The sequence below is a fragment of the Bacillus sp. GW823-FHT06B01 genome (assembly GCF_058952315.1).
Map to the genome: position 1 here is coordinate 592462 of NZ_JBXAHR010000001.1, position 16027 is coordinate 608488.

General features: G+C 31.6%; 14 protein-coding genes and 1 riboswitch. Of the genes, 3 read left to right on the forward strand and 11 right to left on the reverse strand.

Going from position 1 to position 16027, the window contains the following annotated elements:
* Positions 1-20: 20 nt before the first annotated feature.
* The 4 genes from AC1Q8N_RS03190 to AC1Q8N_RS03205 form a co-directional block, all read right to left on the reverse strand.
* A complete protein-coding gene (locus AC1Q8N_RS03190; RefSeq protein ID WP_098077350.1) occupies positions 21-1436 on the reverse strand; it encodes a HAMP domain-containing sensor histidine kinase in 1416 nt (471 codons plus the stop codon).
* Positions 1433-2107: a response regulator transcription factor gene (locus tag AC1Q8N_RS03195; RefSeq protein ID WP_048547157.1), complete on the reverse strand. Its 675-nt coding sequence runs from the start codon at positions 2105-2107 to the stop codon at positions 1433-1435. Before AC1Q8N_RS03195 ends, AC1Q8N_RS03190 begins: the two co-directional genes overlap by 4 nt.
* Before the next feature lie 12 nt (positions 2108-2119).
* On the reverse strand, positions 2120-2650 hold the full coding sequence (locus tag AC1Q8N_RS03200) for a hypothetical protein (RefSeq protein ID WP_048547155.1): 531 nt from the start codon (positions 2648-2650) through the stop codon (positions 2120-2122).
* A gap of 117 nt (positions 2651-2767) precedes the next feature.
* The gene (locus tag AC1Q8N_RS03205) at positions 2768-3277 is read right to left on the reverse strand and encodes a GrpB family protein (RefSeq protein WP_493521067.1); all 510 of its coding nucleotides are present in this window, start codon (positions 3275-3277) and stop codon (positions 2768-2770) included.
* A gap of 127 nt (positions 3278-3404) precedes the next feature.
* Between AC1Q8N_RS03205 and AC1Q8N_RS03210 the strand changes: the two genes are divergently transcribed.
* Together AC1Q8N_RS03210 and AC1Q8N_RS03215 are read left to right on the forward strand one after the other, a co-directional pair.
* Positions 3405-4286, forward strand: coding sequence for a protein kinase (locus AC1Q8N_RS03210; RefSeq protein WP_098077346.1), 882 nt, complete (start codon positions 3405-3407; stop codon positions 4284-4286).
* A gap of 85 nt (positions 4287-4371) precedes the next feature.
* Positions 4372-5640 carry a sensor histidine kinase gene (locus tag AC1Q8N_RS03215; protein ID WP_493521068.1) on the forward strand — a complete coding sequence of 423 codons (1269 nt, stop codon included), beginning with the start codon at positions 4372-4374 and terminating at the stop codon, positions 5638-5640.
* A gap of 92 nt (positions 5641-5732) precedes the next feature.
* On the opposite strand, the gene AC1Q8N_RS03220 is transcribed toward AC1Q8N_RS03215, so the two are convergent.
* The 4 genes from AC1Q8N_RS03220 to AC1Q8N_RS03235 form a co-directional block, all read right to left on the reverse strand.
* Positions 5733-5840, reverse strand: coding sequence for a YjcZ family sporulation protein (locus tag AC1Q8N_RS03220; protein ID WP_000120182.1), 108 nt, complete (start codon positions 5838-5840; stop codon positions 5733-5735).
* 135 nt (positions 5841-5975) lie between these two features.
* A complete protein-coding gene (locus AC1Q8N_RS03225; protein WP_098047619.1) occupies positions 5976-6776 on the reverse strand; it encodes an energy-coupling factor transporter transmembrane component T family protein in 801 nt (266 codons plus the stop codon).
* Entirely contained in the window at positions 6769-8472 is a 1704-nt protein-coding gene (locus tag AC1Q8N_RS03230) for an ABC transporter ATP-binding protein (protein ID WP_098077341.1), read from the reverse strand. Before AC1Q8N_RS03230 ends, AC1Q8N_RS03225 begins: the two co-directional genes overlap by 8 nt.
* A gap of 10 nt (positions 8473-8482) precedes the next feature.
* A complete protein-coding gene (locus tag AC1Q8N_RS03235; RefSeq protein ID WP_001038206.1) occupies positions 8483-9031 on the reverse strand; it encodes an ECF-type riboflavin transporter substrate-binding protein in 549 nt (182 codons plus the stop codon).
* A 138-nt stretch (positions 9032-9169) separates the two neighbouring features.
* A riboswitch (SAM riboswitch) is annotated at positions 9170-9285 on the reverse strand.
* Between the two features lie 153 nt (positions 9286-9438).
* Between AC1Q8N_RS03235 and AC1Q8N_RS03240 the strand changes: the two genes are divergently transcribed.
* On the forward strand, positions 9439-10119 hold the full coding sequence (locus AC1Q8N_RS03240) for an aspartate/glutamate racemase family protein (protein ID WP_098077338.1): 681 nt from the start codon (positions 9439-9441) through the stop codon (positions 10117-10119).
* A 49-nt stretch (positions 10120-10168) separates the two neighbouring features.
* Here the strand turns inward: AC1Q8N_RS03240 and AC1Q8N_RS03245 are convergent, their stop codons facing one another.
* The 3 genes from AC1Q8N_RS03245 to AC1Q8N_RS03255 all read right to left on the reverse strand — a co-directional run bounded on the left by AC1Q8N_RS03245 (position 10169) and on the right by AC1Q8N_RS03255 (position 15820).
* Positions 10169-11347, reverse strand: coding sequence for a macrolide family glycosyltransferase (locus tag AC1Q8N_RS03245; protein WP_098077335.1), 1179 nt, complete (start codon positions 11345-11347; stop codon positions 10169-10171).
* Positions 11348-11683: 336 nt separating this feature from the next.
* Positions 11684-13810 (reverse strand): peptidoglycan D,D-transpeptidase FtsI family protein, encoded by a 2127-nt coding sequence (locus tag AC1Q8N_RS03250; RefSeq protein WP_098077332.1) that lies wholly within the window; start codon positions 13808-13810, stop codon positions 11684-11686.
* Positions 13811-14032: 222 nt separating this feature from the next.
* Positions 14033-15820: an ATP-binding protein gene (locus tag AC1Q8N_RS03255; RefSeq protein WP_098067889.1), complete on the reverse strand. Its 1788-nt coding sequence runs from the start codon at positions 15818-15820 to the stop codon at positions 14033-14035.
* Positions 15821-16027 lie beyond the last annotated feature (207 nt).

A 16027-nucleotide genomic window follows, 5' to 3' on the forward strand; every position in this document is an offset into this window, starting at 1 on the left:
CATCCCTTCTTTCTAAATTATTAAAGTGAAACGGTAGGCAGTGTAATCGTAACGATTGTTCCTTCGCCTTCTTTACTCTCTATTTGAATTGTTCCGTTGTATTTCTCTATAAGTCGTTTTGCAATAGACAAACCTAGACCGTTTCCACCCTGTTTTCGACTTCTTGCTTTGTCCACTCGATAAAAGCGGTTAAGAACAAAAGGTAAATCAGCTTCGGGTATTCCCGCTCCACGATCTATGATACGAATTTTAACTTTCCTTGATTGCACACTAGATTCAATACAAATATATTTATTAACTTCTTTTGTATACTTCACAGCGTTATCCATTACGATAATAATAATTTGTTCTAAGTAAGATGAGGGTATTGAGACATATGCCGTATCTCCATCCAGTTTCATTTCAAATTGAAATTCAGTTTGAAGTACGCCAAAGTTTTGTGTAACTTGTTTTAATATACTATTTACATGGACTGGCTCAGCTGCGATTGGATGCATCTGTTCTGATTCGGCTCTTGATAGTTCTAACAATTCTAAAACTAACTTATTTAAACGATCGACTTCCTTTAAACTGGATTGAAGCGATTTATCTAAAACTGCTGGGTCATTTTTCCCCCACCGATTTAACATAGATAAGTGTCCTTGAATAATTGTTAGTGGTGTTCTCAGTTCATGGGATGCGTCTTCAACAAACTGTTTCTGTTGTGTAAAAGAAGTTTCTACCTCATCCATCATTTCGTTAAAAAGAAACGATAATTTTGCAAGTTCATCATTATTTTCACGTACTGGAACTCGTTCATTCAATCCATTTTTCTTAATGCGTTTCATCGTATCCGTTATATTTTGAACGCTTGATAATAGTTTTTTCGTGATTAGTAGCCCACCTAAAAAACTAAAGATTAGTCCACATATTCCAGCAATAACCATTACCACTAGAATAATTTTTAATAAATGATCGAAAGCCTCTAAGTTTTTCGTAAGCTCAATAGTACCAGTGAACTCTTTTGTTTGGATTGGTATACGCTTAACTAATATGCGATCTTCTACATGTCTTTTTATAAATAATTCCTCTTGTGTAACTTGTTTTGGCTTTATCCATGTTTCATTAAAATCTCGCGAAACAGTAACAATTGGTTTCCCGTCCATGCCGATAATACGAATCATTTGATGCTTATCAATCATATTGTTTAAGAAATCTTTACTGTTTTCAAACGTTTTACTCAAAAGGGTATCATTTTTATCTTGGAAATAGGCCGCTATTTCTGTCACTTGTCTATTTATTTGTTTCTGTTCATAGTCTATAGTCCACTTGTTAATTACAATAAACTGCAGAGTGCTATATAAAATGAATAAAATAAATACTAGAGTAGTGGACCAAAGTGTTAATTTCCACTTTATAGGTAGATTTCGAATTCGATGCACAATATTTTTAATCATTTCATTATATATCCAGCACCGCGGACCGTTTGGATATATTCCTCCTTATCTACACTATGTAACTTGTTACGTAAATAACGAACGTATACATCAACGATATTTGTCTCAACCATCGCGTCATATCCCCATACTTGATCCAATAAAACATCACGGGTAAGTACTCTATTAATATTTTTCATAAACATCAGTAATAGTTCAAATTCTTTATTTGTAAGTTCGATTTCTTCATTACCTTTTGTAATAGTTCGCGATTCAATCTGGAGCTGTAAATCTTTAAACGTAAGAGATGATACATGTTTGTTTTCTATATGTTTTTCTCGTCTAAATATAACTCTCATTCGCGCTAATAGCTCTTCAATTGCAAATGGTTTCGGAAGATAATCATCGGCACCGCTATCTAACCCTGTCACGCGGTCCATAATACTATCGCGTGCAGTCAGCATAATAATAGGTGTATTTTTAGTTGCCCTTAATCTACGACACACTTCTAGTCCATTTAACCCTGGTAGCATTAAGTCAAGTAAAATAAGATCATAATTTATTTCAAGTGCGGCCTCTAATCCCTTCCTTCCATCAAACTGTATGTCTACCTTATATCCTTCATACTTTAATTCTAATTCTAAAAAATCAGCTAAACTTTCCTCATCCTCAATAATTAATATATGTTGCAACCGTAATTCCTCCTATATAGTTAAATGAATGAGTAATCCTATCCCAAATATAATTGCAATGATTTGATGTGCTTTTCTATACAATATCAAGTTTGTTTTTTTATTATGTTTCTGTAAGAAAAATCCGACGACTCCTAGTATGATTAAAATGAAAAGAGAGAATATACCACTATAAAATATAAGTATATGCCGACTTCCTTTTAATAAAAAATAAACGCCATGAGTAAATGATACAGCTAATACAGTATATCCAATTAATACGTGAAATTTTTTTATAAAAAGATATATATCCTTTATCAATTTAAACCCAATTATATTTTTCTTTTTTAAAAATAACCATACATGACGTAAAATCCATAACGATGCAGCTAAAATTGCCCCGTATTCACCGAAAGAACCTAATTTCTTATTTAACCATTTCACATTTAATGCGTTGCCGTATATTACATTAATAACTAACAATGCTATACTACAAAAAATTATAGTAATGCCTGTAATTTTAACATACAAATGAAAATATTTATTTCTTAGTAGCTTCTCCAATTCATTCAAGCTCCTTCCTTATAAACCTTCTGTAACAAGCAGAATATCAAATTAAAAAGAAAGGAACATGAGAGAAAGATTAAAATAAAATGAGAATTTGAAGATCACTTGAATTTTCTAGTGATCTTTTTTAGCTAATTTTATTATATTTTGAATAAACGGTGCTTTTGCACTTGTATATGAAACACGATCAAAAGGATATGTAGTTGCAAGTTTCTCTTTTAATTCTCTATATTCTTTACGTGCCCATTCATGTTTTATTAGAAAGTCTCGAAATAAAAGATTGTTTTTCCATTCGTCACTATTATAAATATAAACATGCAAATGATGAGTACCAGCTCTCCATTTTCCCTTTCTAAAAAAACGTCGATTAGGCGTTTCTTTTGGAACATACTCATATCCAATATTTAATAAATCTTCAATCCACTTTTCAGTAATTTGTAAATCCGTTACGCCAATCATCATATCAATTAGAGGTTTCGCTCCTAATCCTTGTACAGATGTGCTCCCTATGTGCTCAATAACAATACATTCTCCTTCAAATAATGAAATAAATTTCTCTTTTTCTATTACATACTCTTCATACCAATCTTTTTGATATGGTTTAATAACGATTTGTTGTTCCATATTGTTCACCCTCTTATAAGTGTTTATTATTATATTTATAAAATTTTATGTGATTAACATAGGATTTTTACAAAATATGTCGAATACTGAAATATACAACTTAATTATAATAAATGTGAGGTATATTATGAAAGATATTCCAGTTGAAATTCAATTAAATCAAGTAACATTTAAATTAAAAGAACATCATAATTTTGATTGGCTATTGAAATTAGGAACCGTATTTGCGGTTTTTGACCAGCAAGATTCAGGCAATCTATCTTTTGGTGTAGAAAAAGATGGTCATAAGAAATTTATTAAATATGCAGGGGCACATACAATTGCATATAACGGAAGGACCAGCGATGCAATTGATAGATTAAAAAATTCAGTTTCCTTATATGAAGAATTAAAGCATGAGTCACTAATACAATTAATTGAACATTTTCCCGTTCAATCTGGATATGTCTTAATTTTTGATTGGTTTGATGGCGAATGTCTTCATTCACATTGGAGTTTCCCGCCTCCTGAGAAATATAAAAATCCAAACTCTCCTTATTATAAATATAAGCATTTATCTGTTTTGGAGCGAATTCAGTCCTTAAATTCTATGTTTTCTTTCCATACATATGTCGAAAAGGAAAACTATGTAGCAATAGATTTTTATGACGGTAGTATTTTATATAATTTCCATACAAATGAGACGAAGATTTGTGATATTGATTTATATTCTAAAAAACCATACGTGAATAAAATGGGAAGATTATGGGGTTCCTCGCGTTTTATGTCTCCTGAAGAATTTGAGCTAAACGCTATGATTGATGCAAGAACAAATGTATTTAATATGGGGGCGATGGCTTTCGAAATTTTAGGAGGTGGAAAAGATCGTTCCTTTACAAAATGGGAAGCAAGTAGGGATTTATATGAAATAGCGCATCGTGCTGTAAATGAAAGCCGAGCTGAACGATATGAATCAGTTAAAGTATTTTATGAAGAGTGGATAAACGTGGCAAATGCTGAAAAGATATAACCTATATTATTAAAAACATAAAGTTTCTACTATAATCATGTATAATACATATAAAATGGAAATTCAAAATAACGAGGAAAATATTATGAACTTTGTTTATATTAATCAAAACGTATTAAATAATCTTCTTTACATTTTAAGTAGTATATTTATTTTTTATTTTATATATGATAGCGGACGCTATTTAAAGAAATATAAAAAATTACTTATTATCCTTTGTACGAGTATCCCTCTTATTTTATGTATGCGCTATCCAATCTATATGGATGAAAATTGTATTCATGATTTAAGACAAATACCAGTTATAATAGGCACACTTTATGGTGGCTTCCCTGTTGGTATCATTTTGTTTGCTATTTTATTAATTACAAGATTTTTATTTTATGGATTTAGTATGTTAACAATACTAGTTTATGGAACAATGTTTATCGTTACAGCATTCGCATCCGCAAAATTTAATAAGTATAATAGAAAAATTAAAGTAGCTTATGGAATGTTTTTAACATTTTTTCTAGCAATATTTACAACTGTAATTGTATTAACTTTATCAGATTTTGAAGTAAATAATTTGTACATTATTTATTTCATAATATTACCAACCACTTTGATGTTGTTTGGCATTTATTTTAATGAAGTTTTAAAAGATGCAGTATGTATGCGATCGAAGATGATTAAAATGGAGAAAATGGAGATTGTTAGCCAACTTGCTGCTAGTATATCGCACGAAGTAAGAAACCCCTTAACTGTCGTAAAAGGATTTACTCAACTTTTAAAAACACCTAATTTAACTCCAGAATCAAGAGATGAGTATATTGAACATATACTTGAAGAGTTACATCGTGCACAAGGAATTATTGATGATTATTTAACGTTTGCCAAACCCGCTTCAGAAAAATTAGATCATATTTCAGTAGAACAAGAGTTGAACCGAGTTATTAATATGATCTTACCATTATGCAATATGAATACAATACATATTACAAAAGATTTTTCTACGGCAACAATTGTAGGCAATAAACAGCACTTTCAACAATGTTTTTTAAACTTAATAAAAAATGGGATTGAAGCAATGCCTAATGGTGGTACTTTACATATCTCCTCATCTATTAGTAATAATAAAGTTATTATTCGAATTGAGGATAGCGGAATTGGTATGTCACAAGAGCAAGTAAATCGATTTGGTGAACCATATTTTAGTACAAAAACAAAAGGTACAGGTTTAGGTACAATGGTTGCTGTTAAGATCATTGAAACGATGCAAGGTAGTTTGAAAATCCGAAGCGTTATTAATAAAGGTACAACTTTGACAATTACATTGCCGAGATGTAATATGAATTCATCTGAAAACAAATAAAAAAGGAGCATAATTGCTCCTTTTTTATTTGTTTCGATACATAAGTATCTTCTATGTTTTTTAAGTTTACATTTGTGGAGACTAATTAGAAATTAGTACCCTCCGCCCCAGCAGCTGCATCCAACGATAATTAATAAAATAAATAACACAACTAATAACGCGAAACCTCCACCAAAACCACAAGAACCACCGTAACTCATATTTTCTCCTCCTTTTGGTTTGAAAACTAATAGGTAGTTGATCATTTTAACTGGTTCGTATTATACATTATGTAAATATCCCTTTTTTGAGCATGTCCACATAAAAATAAGTAAAAGCACTCATTTGAGAGTGCTTTAAAATGGATACCAAAAGTTTTGAAATACATGTAACTTTAAATACACTGCAACAATTAAAATAAAAACACCTACAAATAAAGCAATGAAATCCCCGCTTTTCGCTTTATTTGTATAAAACCAAGTTCGTGTATTCTTCTTTCCAAATCCTCTTAAATCCATTGCATTTGAAACTGTATCGATTCTATCTAGTGAATGAATAATTAAAGGCCAAAAAATTAAGACACGGTTTTTCATACGAATCCATAAACTTGCTTCTCCTTTTTCAAAAGCTACTCCTCTCGCCTCTTGTGCATGTTTAATAACTTTATATTCTGACTGAATATCAGGTATATAACGTAATGCAATATTTATTGCATATGTAATCTTATAATGAATTCGAAATTTACTTAAGCTACTCACAAATTTGCTTGGATCAGTCGTATATATATAAATAAGTGTAAATGGTAATAACGTAAAATATTTTAATGAAAGTGTAGCTGCATAAAATAATGTTTCATATGTAATTGTTGCATATCCGATATGTAAAAACGAAGTATATGATTCGGTTAATTCGGATCCATGAGTTGGTGTAATAAATAAAATCATGACAGAATTTAATAAACTAAATGTAAATATAACAGTAAAAACAATGCAAATTTTACGAAATGGAATTTTAGCAATAAACAGTCCGATACATCCAATCATAAATACAAATAGCAATATACGAAAATCAAAAAACAAAAAAGTAAGTGTCATACAAAAGATAAATAACAACAATTTCACTGCTCCATCCATGCGATGAAAATATGTACTATACACCTTCCTCCCTCCTAATATCCTCAAAATAATATTCCATAAACCTTTCAGGATATGAAATTCCACTAAATTTAACTAGTTTGAATAAAGAACTTTCCCTTAGGTTCGCCCTTTGTAACGTTTCTGTATCTCCTAATACAACGCACGCGGAATTATTCGCAATAATTTCCCCTTCATCTAGAACAATCGCTCTGTCTGCATATTCTAAAGCGAGATTCATATCATGTGTGATAAAAATAAAAGATATTCCCTTTACAGCTAGTTTTCTAATAAACGACATAAACTGTTTATAATGATAATAATCTTGTCCCGCTGTCGGTTCATCTAATATGATAAGTTTCGGATTTGCTATTAGTACAGATGCAATCGTTACTCTCTTCTTTTGTCCATAACTTAATGCCTGAATTGGCCAATTTCGAAATGGATACAAACCACAAAGTTTTAATGTTTCTTCCGCTCTAAGCTTAATTTCTTCCTTTGAAAACTTTTTTAATTTTAATGAAAATGAAACCTCTTCTATAACAGTAGGTTGTGTAATCATATGATTTGGATTTTGCATCACATAACATATAACCTCACCACGTTTACGAATAGACCAAGAATTGATATTTACTTCATCAAATATAATCCTATCATTTTTTGTTTTGTTTATGCCTATAAGACTATGAGCTAATGTTGATTTCCCGGCTCCATTATGGCCCAAAAGTGCTACAATTTCACCTTCATATATGGAGAAATTTACATTGTCCAATACTTTTTGTTTATTAGGATAGGAGAATGATAAATTCTCTACTTTCAATAATTCTTTTTTTGTAGGAGTACCTTTACAAGAAACTTGCTTCTCCATCCACTCATTTATTACGCTACGAACACTTTCCCTTTGAAGATTTTCAAGTGGGTAGTATATTACGTCATTATTACCATCAAACTGCAATTTCTTTAATACTTCTACGTACATAGGCTCTCTTAAGCCGATAGATGGTAATATATTTGACGCTAAAATCTCTTCTGGTGTCCCTATCGCAACAATTTCCCCTTCATTCATTAAAATGATTTTATCTAAATCCAGGTTTAACATTTCTTCTATTCGATGTTCAATAATTACAATTGTTTTATTATATTGTTTATGTATGCCTTTAATAAGTTCTATTGTATGTAAACTACTTGCTGAATCTAAATTTGCTAACGGTTCATCGAACAATAATATATCAGCATTTGTTGTTAACAAACCTGCTAAAGAAACAGTTTGTTTTTGCCCTCCTGATAATTCATGTGGACTTTGTTTATGAAAAGCATGCATCTTTACCTTTTTTAATGAGTTCGAAACAATCTTTTTCATATCATCTTGATTTACACATTCATTTTCTAAATAAAAAGCTACATCCTCTTCTACTGTAAGACCAATAAATTGAGCATCTTGATCTTGCAAAATTGTGCCTACCTGTTTACTTAGTTCAAAAACACTCTCTTTCCTCGGGTCTTTTCCGGCAATTAAAATATTACCAGTATTAATCCCTTCATAAGAAAAGGGGATTAGCCCATTTATACAATGAGCTAACGTTGACTTCCCTGAACCACTTCGTCCAGCAATTAGTACTTTTTCTCCAGGGTATATATGAAATGTAATGTCTTTTACAGTAGGCTGCGCAGCATGTTCATATTGAAAACTGAATTGTTCAAAAGAAATGATTGGTTGCATGTTAACATCCCTACTTTTCAATTTTTAAATGTGTATGTTTCTTATTAGATTTAGCTAGACCTATTGTAATTGGCAATCCAAGAACTAAAAATACAATAACATCCGCAATTGTCGCTCCTAATACTTGTATAACAATTTTGTCAAATGGTTCTCCCATCACAATAACATCGAATGCCCCAGCAAATATAATAGCAATGACAATACCAATTAACCCAGTAATGGCTAAATAAGAAATATCCCGCTTATTATACGTCCCGTTTTTCACACTAAAGCTAACTCTTTTTTGAATGAGTCCCATTGCAAAGCCGATAATGCCTGAACTAATAACCCACCCCCACCAAATACCCCATCCAGCGATTGTATCTGTTACGGTATGACCGATAAGTCCTATTAACAGTCCTGCCACTGGACCAAATAACGCTCCAAAAACGGTTAAAATAGCTAATGCAGGTTTAATAAATGTATTTGGTGCAATAGAAAATCCCCAAAGTCCTAATATCCCGTATAATGCTGCTCCAATTCCGATTGCTACTACTAACTTTGTTGATAATTTGTTCATTACAATTCCCCTCCCGTATTAGTCAACTTTTATTACTCTATATTTATTTTGAAAATGAATTATGCATCGACACTCCCTTTCTATACAACAAAAAATGACCCCTTACATAAGAGGTCATTTTCTTCACGTTCAAGAATCCTCTTATCTTCCAAAAAACACGTCGTGTCCTCTGCGGAATTAGCACCTTCCTATAAAGTTATATAGGGGTTGCTGAGGTTTCATAGGGCCGTTCCCTCCACCTCTCTGGATAAGTATTAATTTGTAATTCGTATTATGGCATTAATAAGTGTAAATTTCAACACTTTTCTAATTATTTTTATTTTTCGTTTAACGGTACATTTAAATCATTGTATTCTTATCGGAATTATGAAATAATGAATTCAAAATAGTAACGGGAGGAATGTACGATGAAAGTAATCGGTTTAATTGGTGGACTAAGTTGGGAATCTACATCGTTATACTATAAACATATTAATACACTTACACTCTCTCAATACGATCAAAATGCGAAGCTTGTTTTATATAGCATGGACTTTGGTGAAGTAACTACTTTATTACAAAATCATCAATACGAAGAAGTGAAAAACGAATTAGTCACAGTTGCAAAAAAGGTTGAAAAGTCCGGGGCTGAATGTTTATTAATGTGTTCCAATACGGTCCATTTATTTGCTGAAGAAGTAGAACAGGCAATATCTATTCCACTTCTTCATATTGGTGATGTAAGTGCTAAAGAAATGGTAGAGCAGAATATAAAACGGATCGGACTATTAGGTACGAAACAAACGATGGAACAAGACTTCTATAAATCACGTCTAGCGAACTATAACATTGAGACAATTATTCCAAATAAAGAGGAAAGAAATTTTATTCATCATGTTATTTTAAATGAATTAAGTAAAGGAATTATTTCAGAAACATCAAAAGAAAAGCTATTACAAATTACAAACTCATTAATTCAAAATGGCGCAGAAGGTATATTGCTAGGCTGCACTGAAATACCATTGCTCATTTCCCAAAACGACCTTACTGTACCTGTTTTTGATACCGCTTTTTTACATGCAAATACTGCTGTGCAGTTTGCAGTATAATAATATAAAAGCATAAAGGTAGTGCCTCTATGCTTTTATATTGTCTAAACTATTTATTTAAAAGAGATGTAATCACTGCAATTGCTTCTTTAGTACCACCACATTCTAAAAAACTATCATTCAGTTTTCGTATACCATGTTTATATTTTTCATTTGAAAGAACGTCTGTTACCGCTTCATTTAAAGTTTGCACATTAACATTCTCTTTCAATAACCGATGTGCGGCTTCAAGTTCAGTTAATCTTTGCGCTATCATTGGCTGGTCTTTATCGTGTGGAATTATAACAAATGGGACATTAAAATAAATGGCATCGTGTACGCTATTCATACCACCATGTGTAATGAAAACATCTGCTTCACTTAATATTTCTGATTGGGGTACGTATGAAGCAATTATAAAATTGTCTGGCGCTTTCTTAATTTTTGAACGATCATTTCTATCACCAATTGCCATTACAACTATTCCATCAAAATCCGAGAAAGTATCAATGCAAGTATTAAAGAATGGTTCAAGTCCTTCAAGCAGTGTCCCCATTGAAATATAAATAACTTTCTTATCTTTAAGTAATTCAAATGGAAACTGTACATTTGTTTTACGCTTTGAAATACTCGGTCCAATAAAAATGTTATTTCTTCCAAATAAATCGCTATTAGGTTGAAAATAGCGACTTGTGTACACAAGAGTAATATCTCCCTTGTTATGCATAAATTGAAGATTATTTTTAGGTGTTACTCCAAATTCATGTTCCATTTGATATAGTAACTGTTCAGAAATTTTATCAGGTTGGTATGGTATTTCTGCATTTGGATGAAAAGGTAATGTTTCCAAAAAATTTGGAGGAATTAAAAATATAGGAGAAGAAACTATGCCTAGAATTTGTAAATACTCCTTTACTAACTCTCCAGCGCCAAATATATCATAAATTACGAAATCAAAATGTATGTTTTCACATAATTGTTTCGTAATTTCTAATATATATAAAGAAGTTTGAACATGTACACGAAAGAAAGAATTCAGCCCATCTGGAGTTTCAGAATCAATAGAAATCTCCTTTAATAAATCTGGATGTGTATATACAGTAGCTCCCAAATCTTCAATTCTGCCTTTAAATTGTTCTGTCGTAATATAATGTACGTGATCACCTCGTTCAGTATAGGCTTTGACTAAACTTAATGTAGGATTTACATGTCCCTCCGCTGGAAAATTAACCACTAAAATATTTAGCACTTATTTCTCACTCCTTACATTTCAATTCGCTTATTAAGCATACTGTAATTATTACCGTCAATCTTCACCTAATAGTCCTAATACGCTTGCTACTTTAGGTTGATAAATAATTGTTAGTGATTAAATTAAAAAAGGCATCTACATAAGTAGATGCCAAACCGTGATAAGGAGTGTTCTGTGAGGTTAGAATAAGCTTTTCAGCTTGTCCTATGCTATCAATATATGATTTATTTTATAAAATGTGAATAATTGATAGAATGATTTTACCTCTTTATCACCCATTTTGAACCTATTTCTAAATAAGTCGACTCTAGTTTCTGTACTATTTTATATGTTTTAACCTTCTTGAGAGCTATCTATTTTTATAGTTTCTCCAGTCAATCTCTTATTTTTCAGTTCAAAATAAGCATCTAAAACTTCTTTTCCAATATCAGAGTTAATACCAGATTTATCATTAATAACCCACGGCACAACTACAGAGAATGCTACTTCAGGATTATCATACGGGGCATATCCTGCTAACGTTAAATTATAACATTCTCTTCGCTCACCTTTTTCATTTCTTCCAATATCACTTTCTCCACCGTATACTGTCTGTGCTGTCCCTGTTTTACCTGCTGGCTTATAAGATGCTTTTTGGAACGCCCTTACTCCTGTTCCATCACCTTCTTGGAATACCTTTCTAAATCCTTCTTTTACTTGATTTATATATTCCTCTTTCATATCTATCTTATTTAAAACGATTGGTTCTACTGTATGCACCACTTTACCAATCTCATCTTTTTGCGACGTTTGCTCTCTTACCTCTTGAACAATTTGTGGCTTCATTCGATATCCACCGTTTGCGATTGTTGAAATATACTGTACAAGTTGAAGTGGCGTATAGGTGTCATACTGGCCAATTGAGTAGTCTAGTAAGAAACCAGGTTGATTATCTTTTTTACCAATTTGTCCAGCTGTTTCATTTGGTAAATCAATACCCGTTGGAACACCTAATCCAAATTGCCTGAAATAATACCTCATTTTATCAAAGTACTCCTGTTTAATATTTAATGAACTATTTTTCACATAATCTACACCTGCAATTTTTAATGCTGTATGAAACATATAAACGTTTGAAGAGACTTGTAACGCTCTTAAATCATCAATATTTCCAAACTCTTTCCAAGACTTTTTTTCCTTTGTTCCTTTAAACTTCATAGGTGCATCATAAAAATAAGTACCTGGTGTTATAGCTTTCGTTTCAAATCCAGTTAAAACTGTCGCACCTTTCACTGTTGATCCAAGCTCATAAGAACTAGTCATTGTGCCTAATGCATAGTCTTCAACTTCTGTTTTTCCGTCTTTTTCTACAAGTCTTTTCCCGGCCATGGATAATACTTGTCCGTTTTTCGGATTTATCATCACAACGAAAGCACGGTCCAACATGGATTCTGACCCTTTATATGTCTTTAATATTTTTTCAATACTTTCTTCTACTTTCTTCTGTAATTCCATATCTATTGTTAAAGTTAAATTCTTACCGCTCTTTCCCTCAGAAACGATTTCCGTTCTAATTGTATTACCTTGTTTATCTGCAACGCTTCTTACTTCTTTTTTTGTACCATGAAGTACATCTTCGTATTGCTGCTCGATATAACTTTTTCCAACCCTATCATTTCGGCTATAATCACGTACCAAGTAGTAATCTAATCGTTCACTTGGTAATCCTTCATCGGAATTAGAAACATTTCCAAGAACAGATCGGAATAATCCATCATTTACATACACTCTCTCCCAATCAACCGATACGTCTACACCTGGGAGATTCGCTAAACTTTCACTAGTTATAGTAAATTCCTTTTCACTAACATCTTTTTTTATAATTTGAGGAGCCATTTGATAACCAGAAGTCATCTTACTTTTAATAGCTAACACTTTTATATCTTTCTCTGTTAATTCCTGAAGATTTTTATCTGTAACCCGTTTTCTTTTTAACTCTTCTATTTTTTTATCTAGCTTCTTGCCGCTAATATCCTTTTCTCTAAATGTATCTATTTCTTTTTTCGATACTAGATTTTCAGCCAGTTTCGGATTTAATTGCATCCAAAAATCTTTCTTATCTGTCTCAGTTAACTTAGCTATATCTTCTTGCGGCATTTCAATTATGTCTGCAAGTTGTCTTGCAGTTTTTAATATATCTTCTGATTTTACACCTTTCATCTTTGTGTACGTGATCGTACGCAAAGATGTATTATCAACTACTGGATTCCCTTCTCTATCAAATATTTTTCCACGTGGGACAGATAGGCTCACAGTTGCATTTTCTCTCTTTTCTACTTCATTTTTATAAGTCTCTCCATCGAAAATTTGCACTTTACCTAACTGTATAATCATTGCAGAAAATAATAAAAATACACAAAGAAATAAAATATTTAACCGCGTCGGTATTGCTCTCCCACTTTTTTTCTCATGCTTTTTCACCTTGTCATAATCTCCTCCTTACCGAATTCCTACTAATAATTGAATCTATATATTAAAAGTAATGCACATTTTCTATACAGTACTTTGCACAAATATTAATATACTGATAAAAACTTAATAGAAATTAAAACAAAGGTTAAGAAAAGGTAAAGTTTACTAAATTAAATATAAAAATCCCCAATAACCAAAAGTTAAGCTTTTGGTTATTGGGGATTTAGTAATTTAAGAGTTAATAATTGGACGTATTGATTCGAATCTATCATCATAATTTGATAGAGATTTTTCGCTCTGAGCTTTCGGTAAGTAAATCGTTACTGTTGTCCCGACTCCAACTTCACTCATAATACTTATATTTCCTTGATGACTTTCAATGATTTTATAACTTAACATTAATCCGATACCGGTACCTTTTTCTTTCGTACTATAAAAAGGCTCACCTAATCTCTTAATTCTATCTTCAGGTATCCCTATTCCTTCATCAATTACATGAATAATGACACCTTCATCGTTTATCTCTTTAATATGAATTGTAATTTTCCCGCCATCTGGCATAGCTTCGATTGAATTTTGCAAAATATTAATAAACACTTGTTTCAATTGATTTTCTGAGCATTCAATGCTTATGTCTTTGTTGTCTGCATATAGTTCCACTTGAATATTCGTCATAATTGCTTTTGTATTCATTAACGATACGACATTATTATAAATTTGATAAATATTTTTTTGTTCTGTATTTATCTCATCTGTTTTAGCAATTGATAAAAACTCTTGAAGTATCGCTTCTATTCTTTCAATTTCAGAAAGCATTAAATCAAAATATTTTTCTTGATCTTCTTTATTAATTTGAAATAACTGTATAAACCCTTTAATGACAGTTAATGGGTTCCTTACTTCATGAGCCACACCAGCTGCTAATTGACCAATCGCTGCAAGTGTATCTGATTTATTTAGCAATTCTTCTGTCTTTTTCCGTTCTGTAATATCGCGTACAATGATCATAATTTTATCATGTAATAATGGTAAGCATCTAGCTTCAAAGAAATCGACACTCCCATTAATTGTAAGTGGATACTCAACAATTACATTCGTCCCTTTTTCCTTCACTTGATGAATTGCTTCCTGAAACTGCTGTGCTACTGGAGATGGTAATACTTCGAAAAACTTTTTTCCCATAAAAGCTTGTGCCGGTACGTAAAATTTCGAAGGGGATCCTGCTTTATAATCTATAATTGTGCCATCAGCTTCTGTTAAGAAACATAAATCTGGTAAAGCCTTAAAAATTAATTCCAATTCAGACGTTTGTTGTTTTAACTGGTCTTCTATCGCTTTTAAATGTGTAATATCTACTCCGACAGCCCAGTAGCTATATCCTGTTACAGGAAACTGTTCTGATATATTGGACCACATGATTGTTTTGATTTCACCATTTTTACATGTTAAGTGCATTTCCCAATCCCTGAAATTTTTTCCACAAGTTAAAAATTTCGTTTGTATTTGGTGACGATAATTATGATCTGGGTACAGTAATTGTAGGGCATTTGGATTCCCTATTATTTCTTCAGCTGTATAACCTGTTACAATTTCACACTCCCGATTCCACAAAACAAAATCTCCATTATAATCAAGCGCATCAACCATAACAGGCATGTTTTGTAAAATCGTATGCAGTTCCTCCTCTTTTCGAGAAAGCAACGTTGTATTTTTACTTTGAAATACCTTTGTTGCTCCATCTATAATTAGATTTGAAAGCATTTCAAAGTATTTTTGACAATTGAAAATGTCACTTTTGTTTGACCATACTACAAAAGATCCTAAATGTTGATTGTATAAAAAAATGGGGATTTCAATTTTGGGAAGTTTACATATTTTCATTTCATTTATTCCAAAAGAAAATATACATTCTTTTTCAGCATCAAGAAGTTGATGTGATATGTTGGTTAATTTATAAAACTGTTCTGCCATGGTTTCTATTGTACTCACATCAATAAGTTCCATTAGCCGCGCATTCATTCCTTTTTCACCTCAATATGTAAAATTAATACAAATTCAAATTTTATACTTCTCCATTATACGTAGAATGTGCCTTTAGGTATATAGCTGCAGAATAATTATTCGAATAAATTTTATTTTTCAATTAAAATAGAGAAGAATTTGCGTATAAAATGAATCCTTAATCAGTACGTATTTTGTTCATCACATATTAATTCTGAATGTACG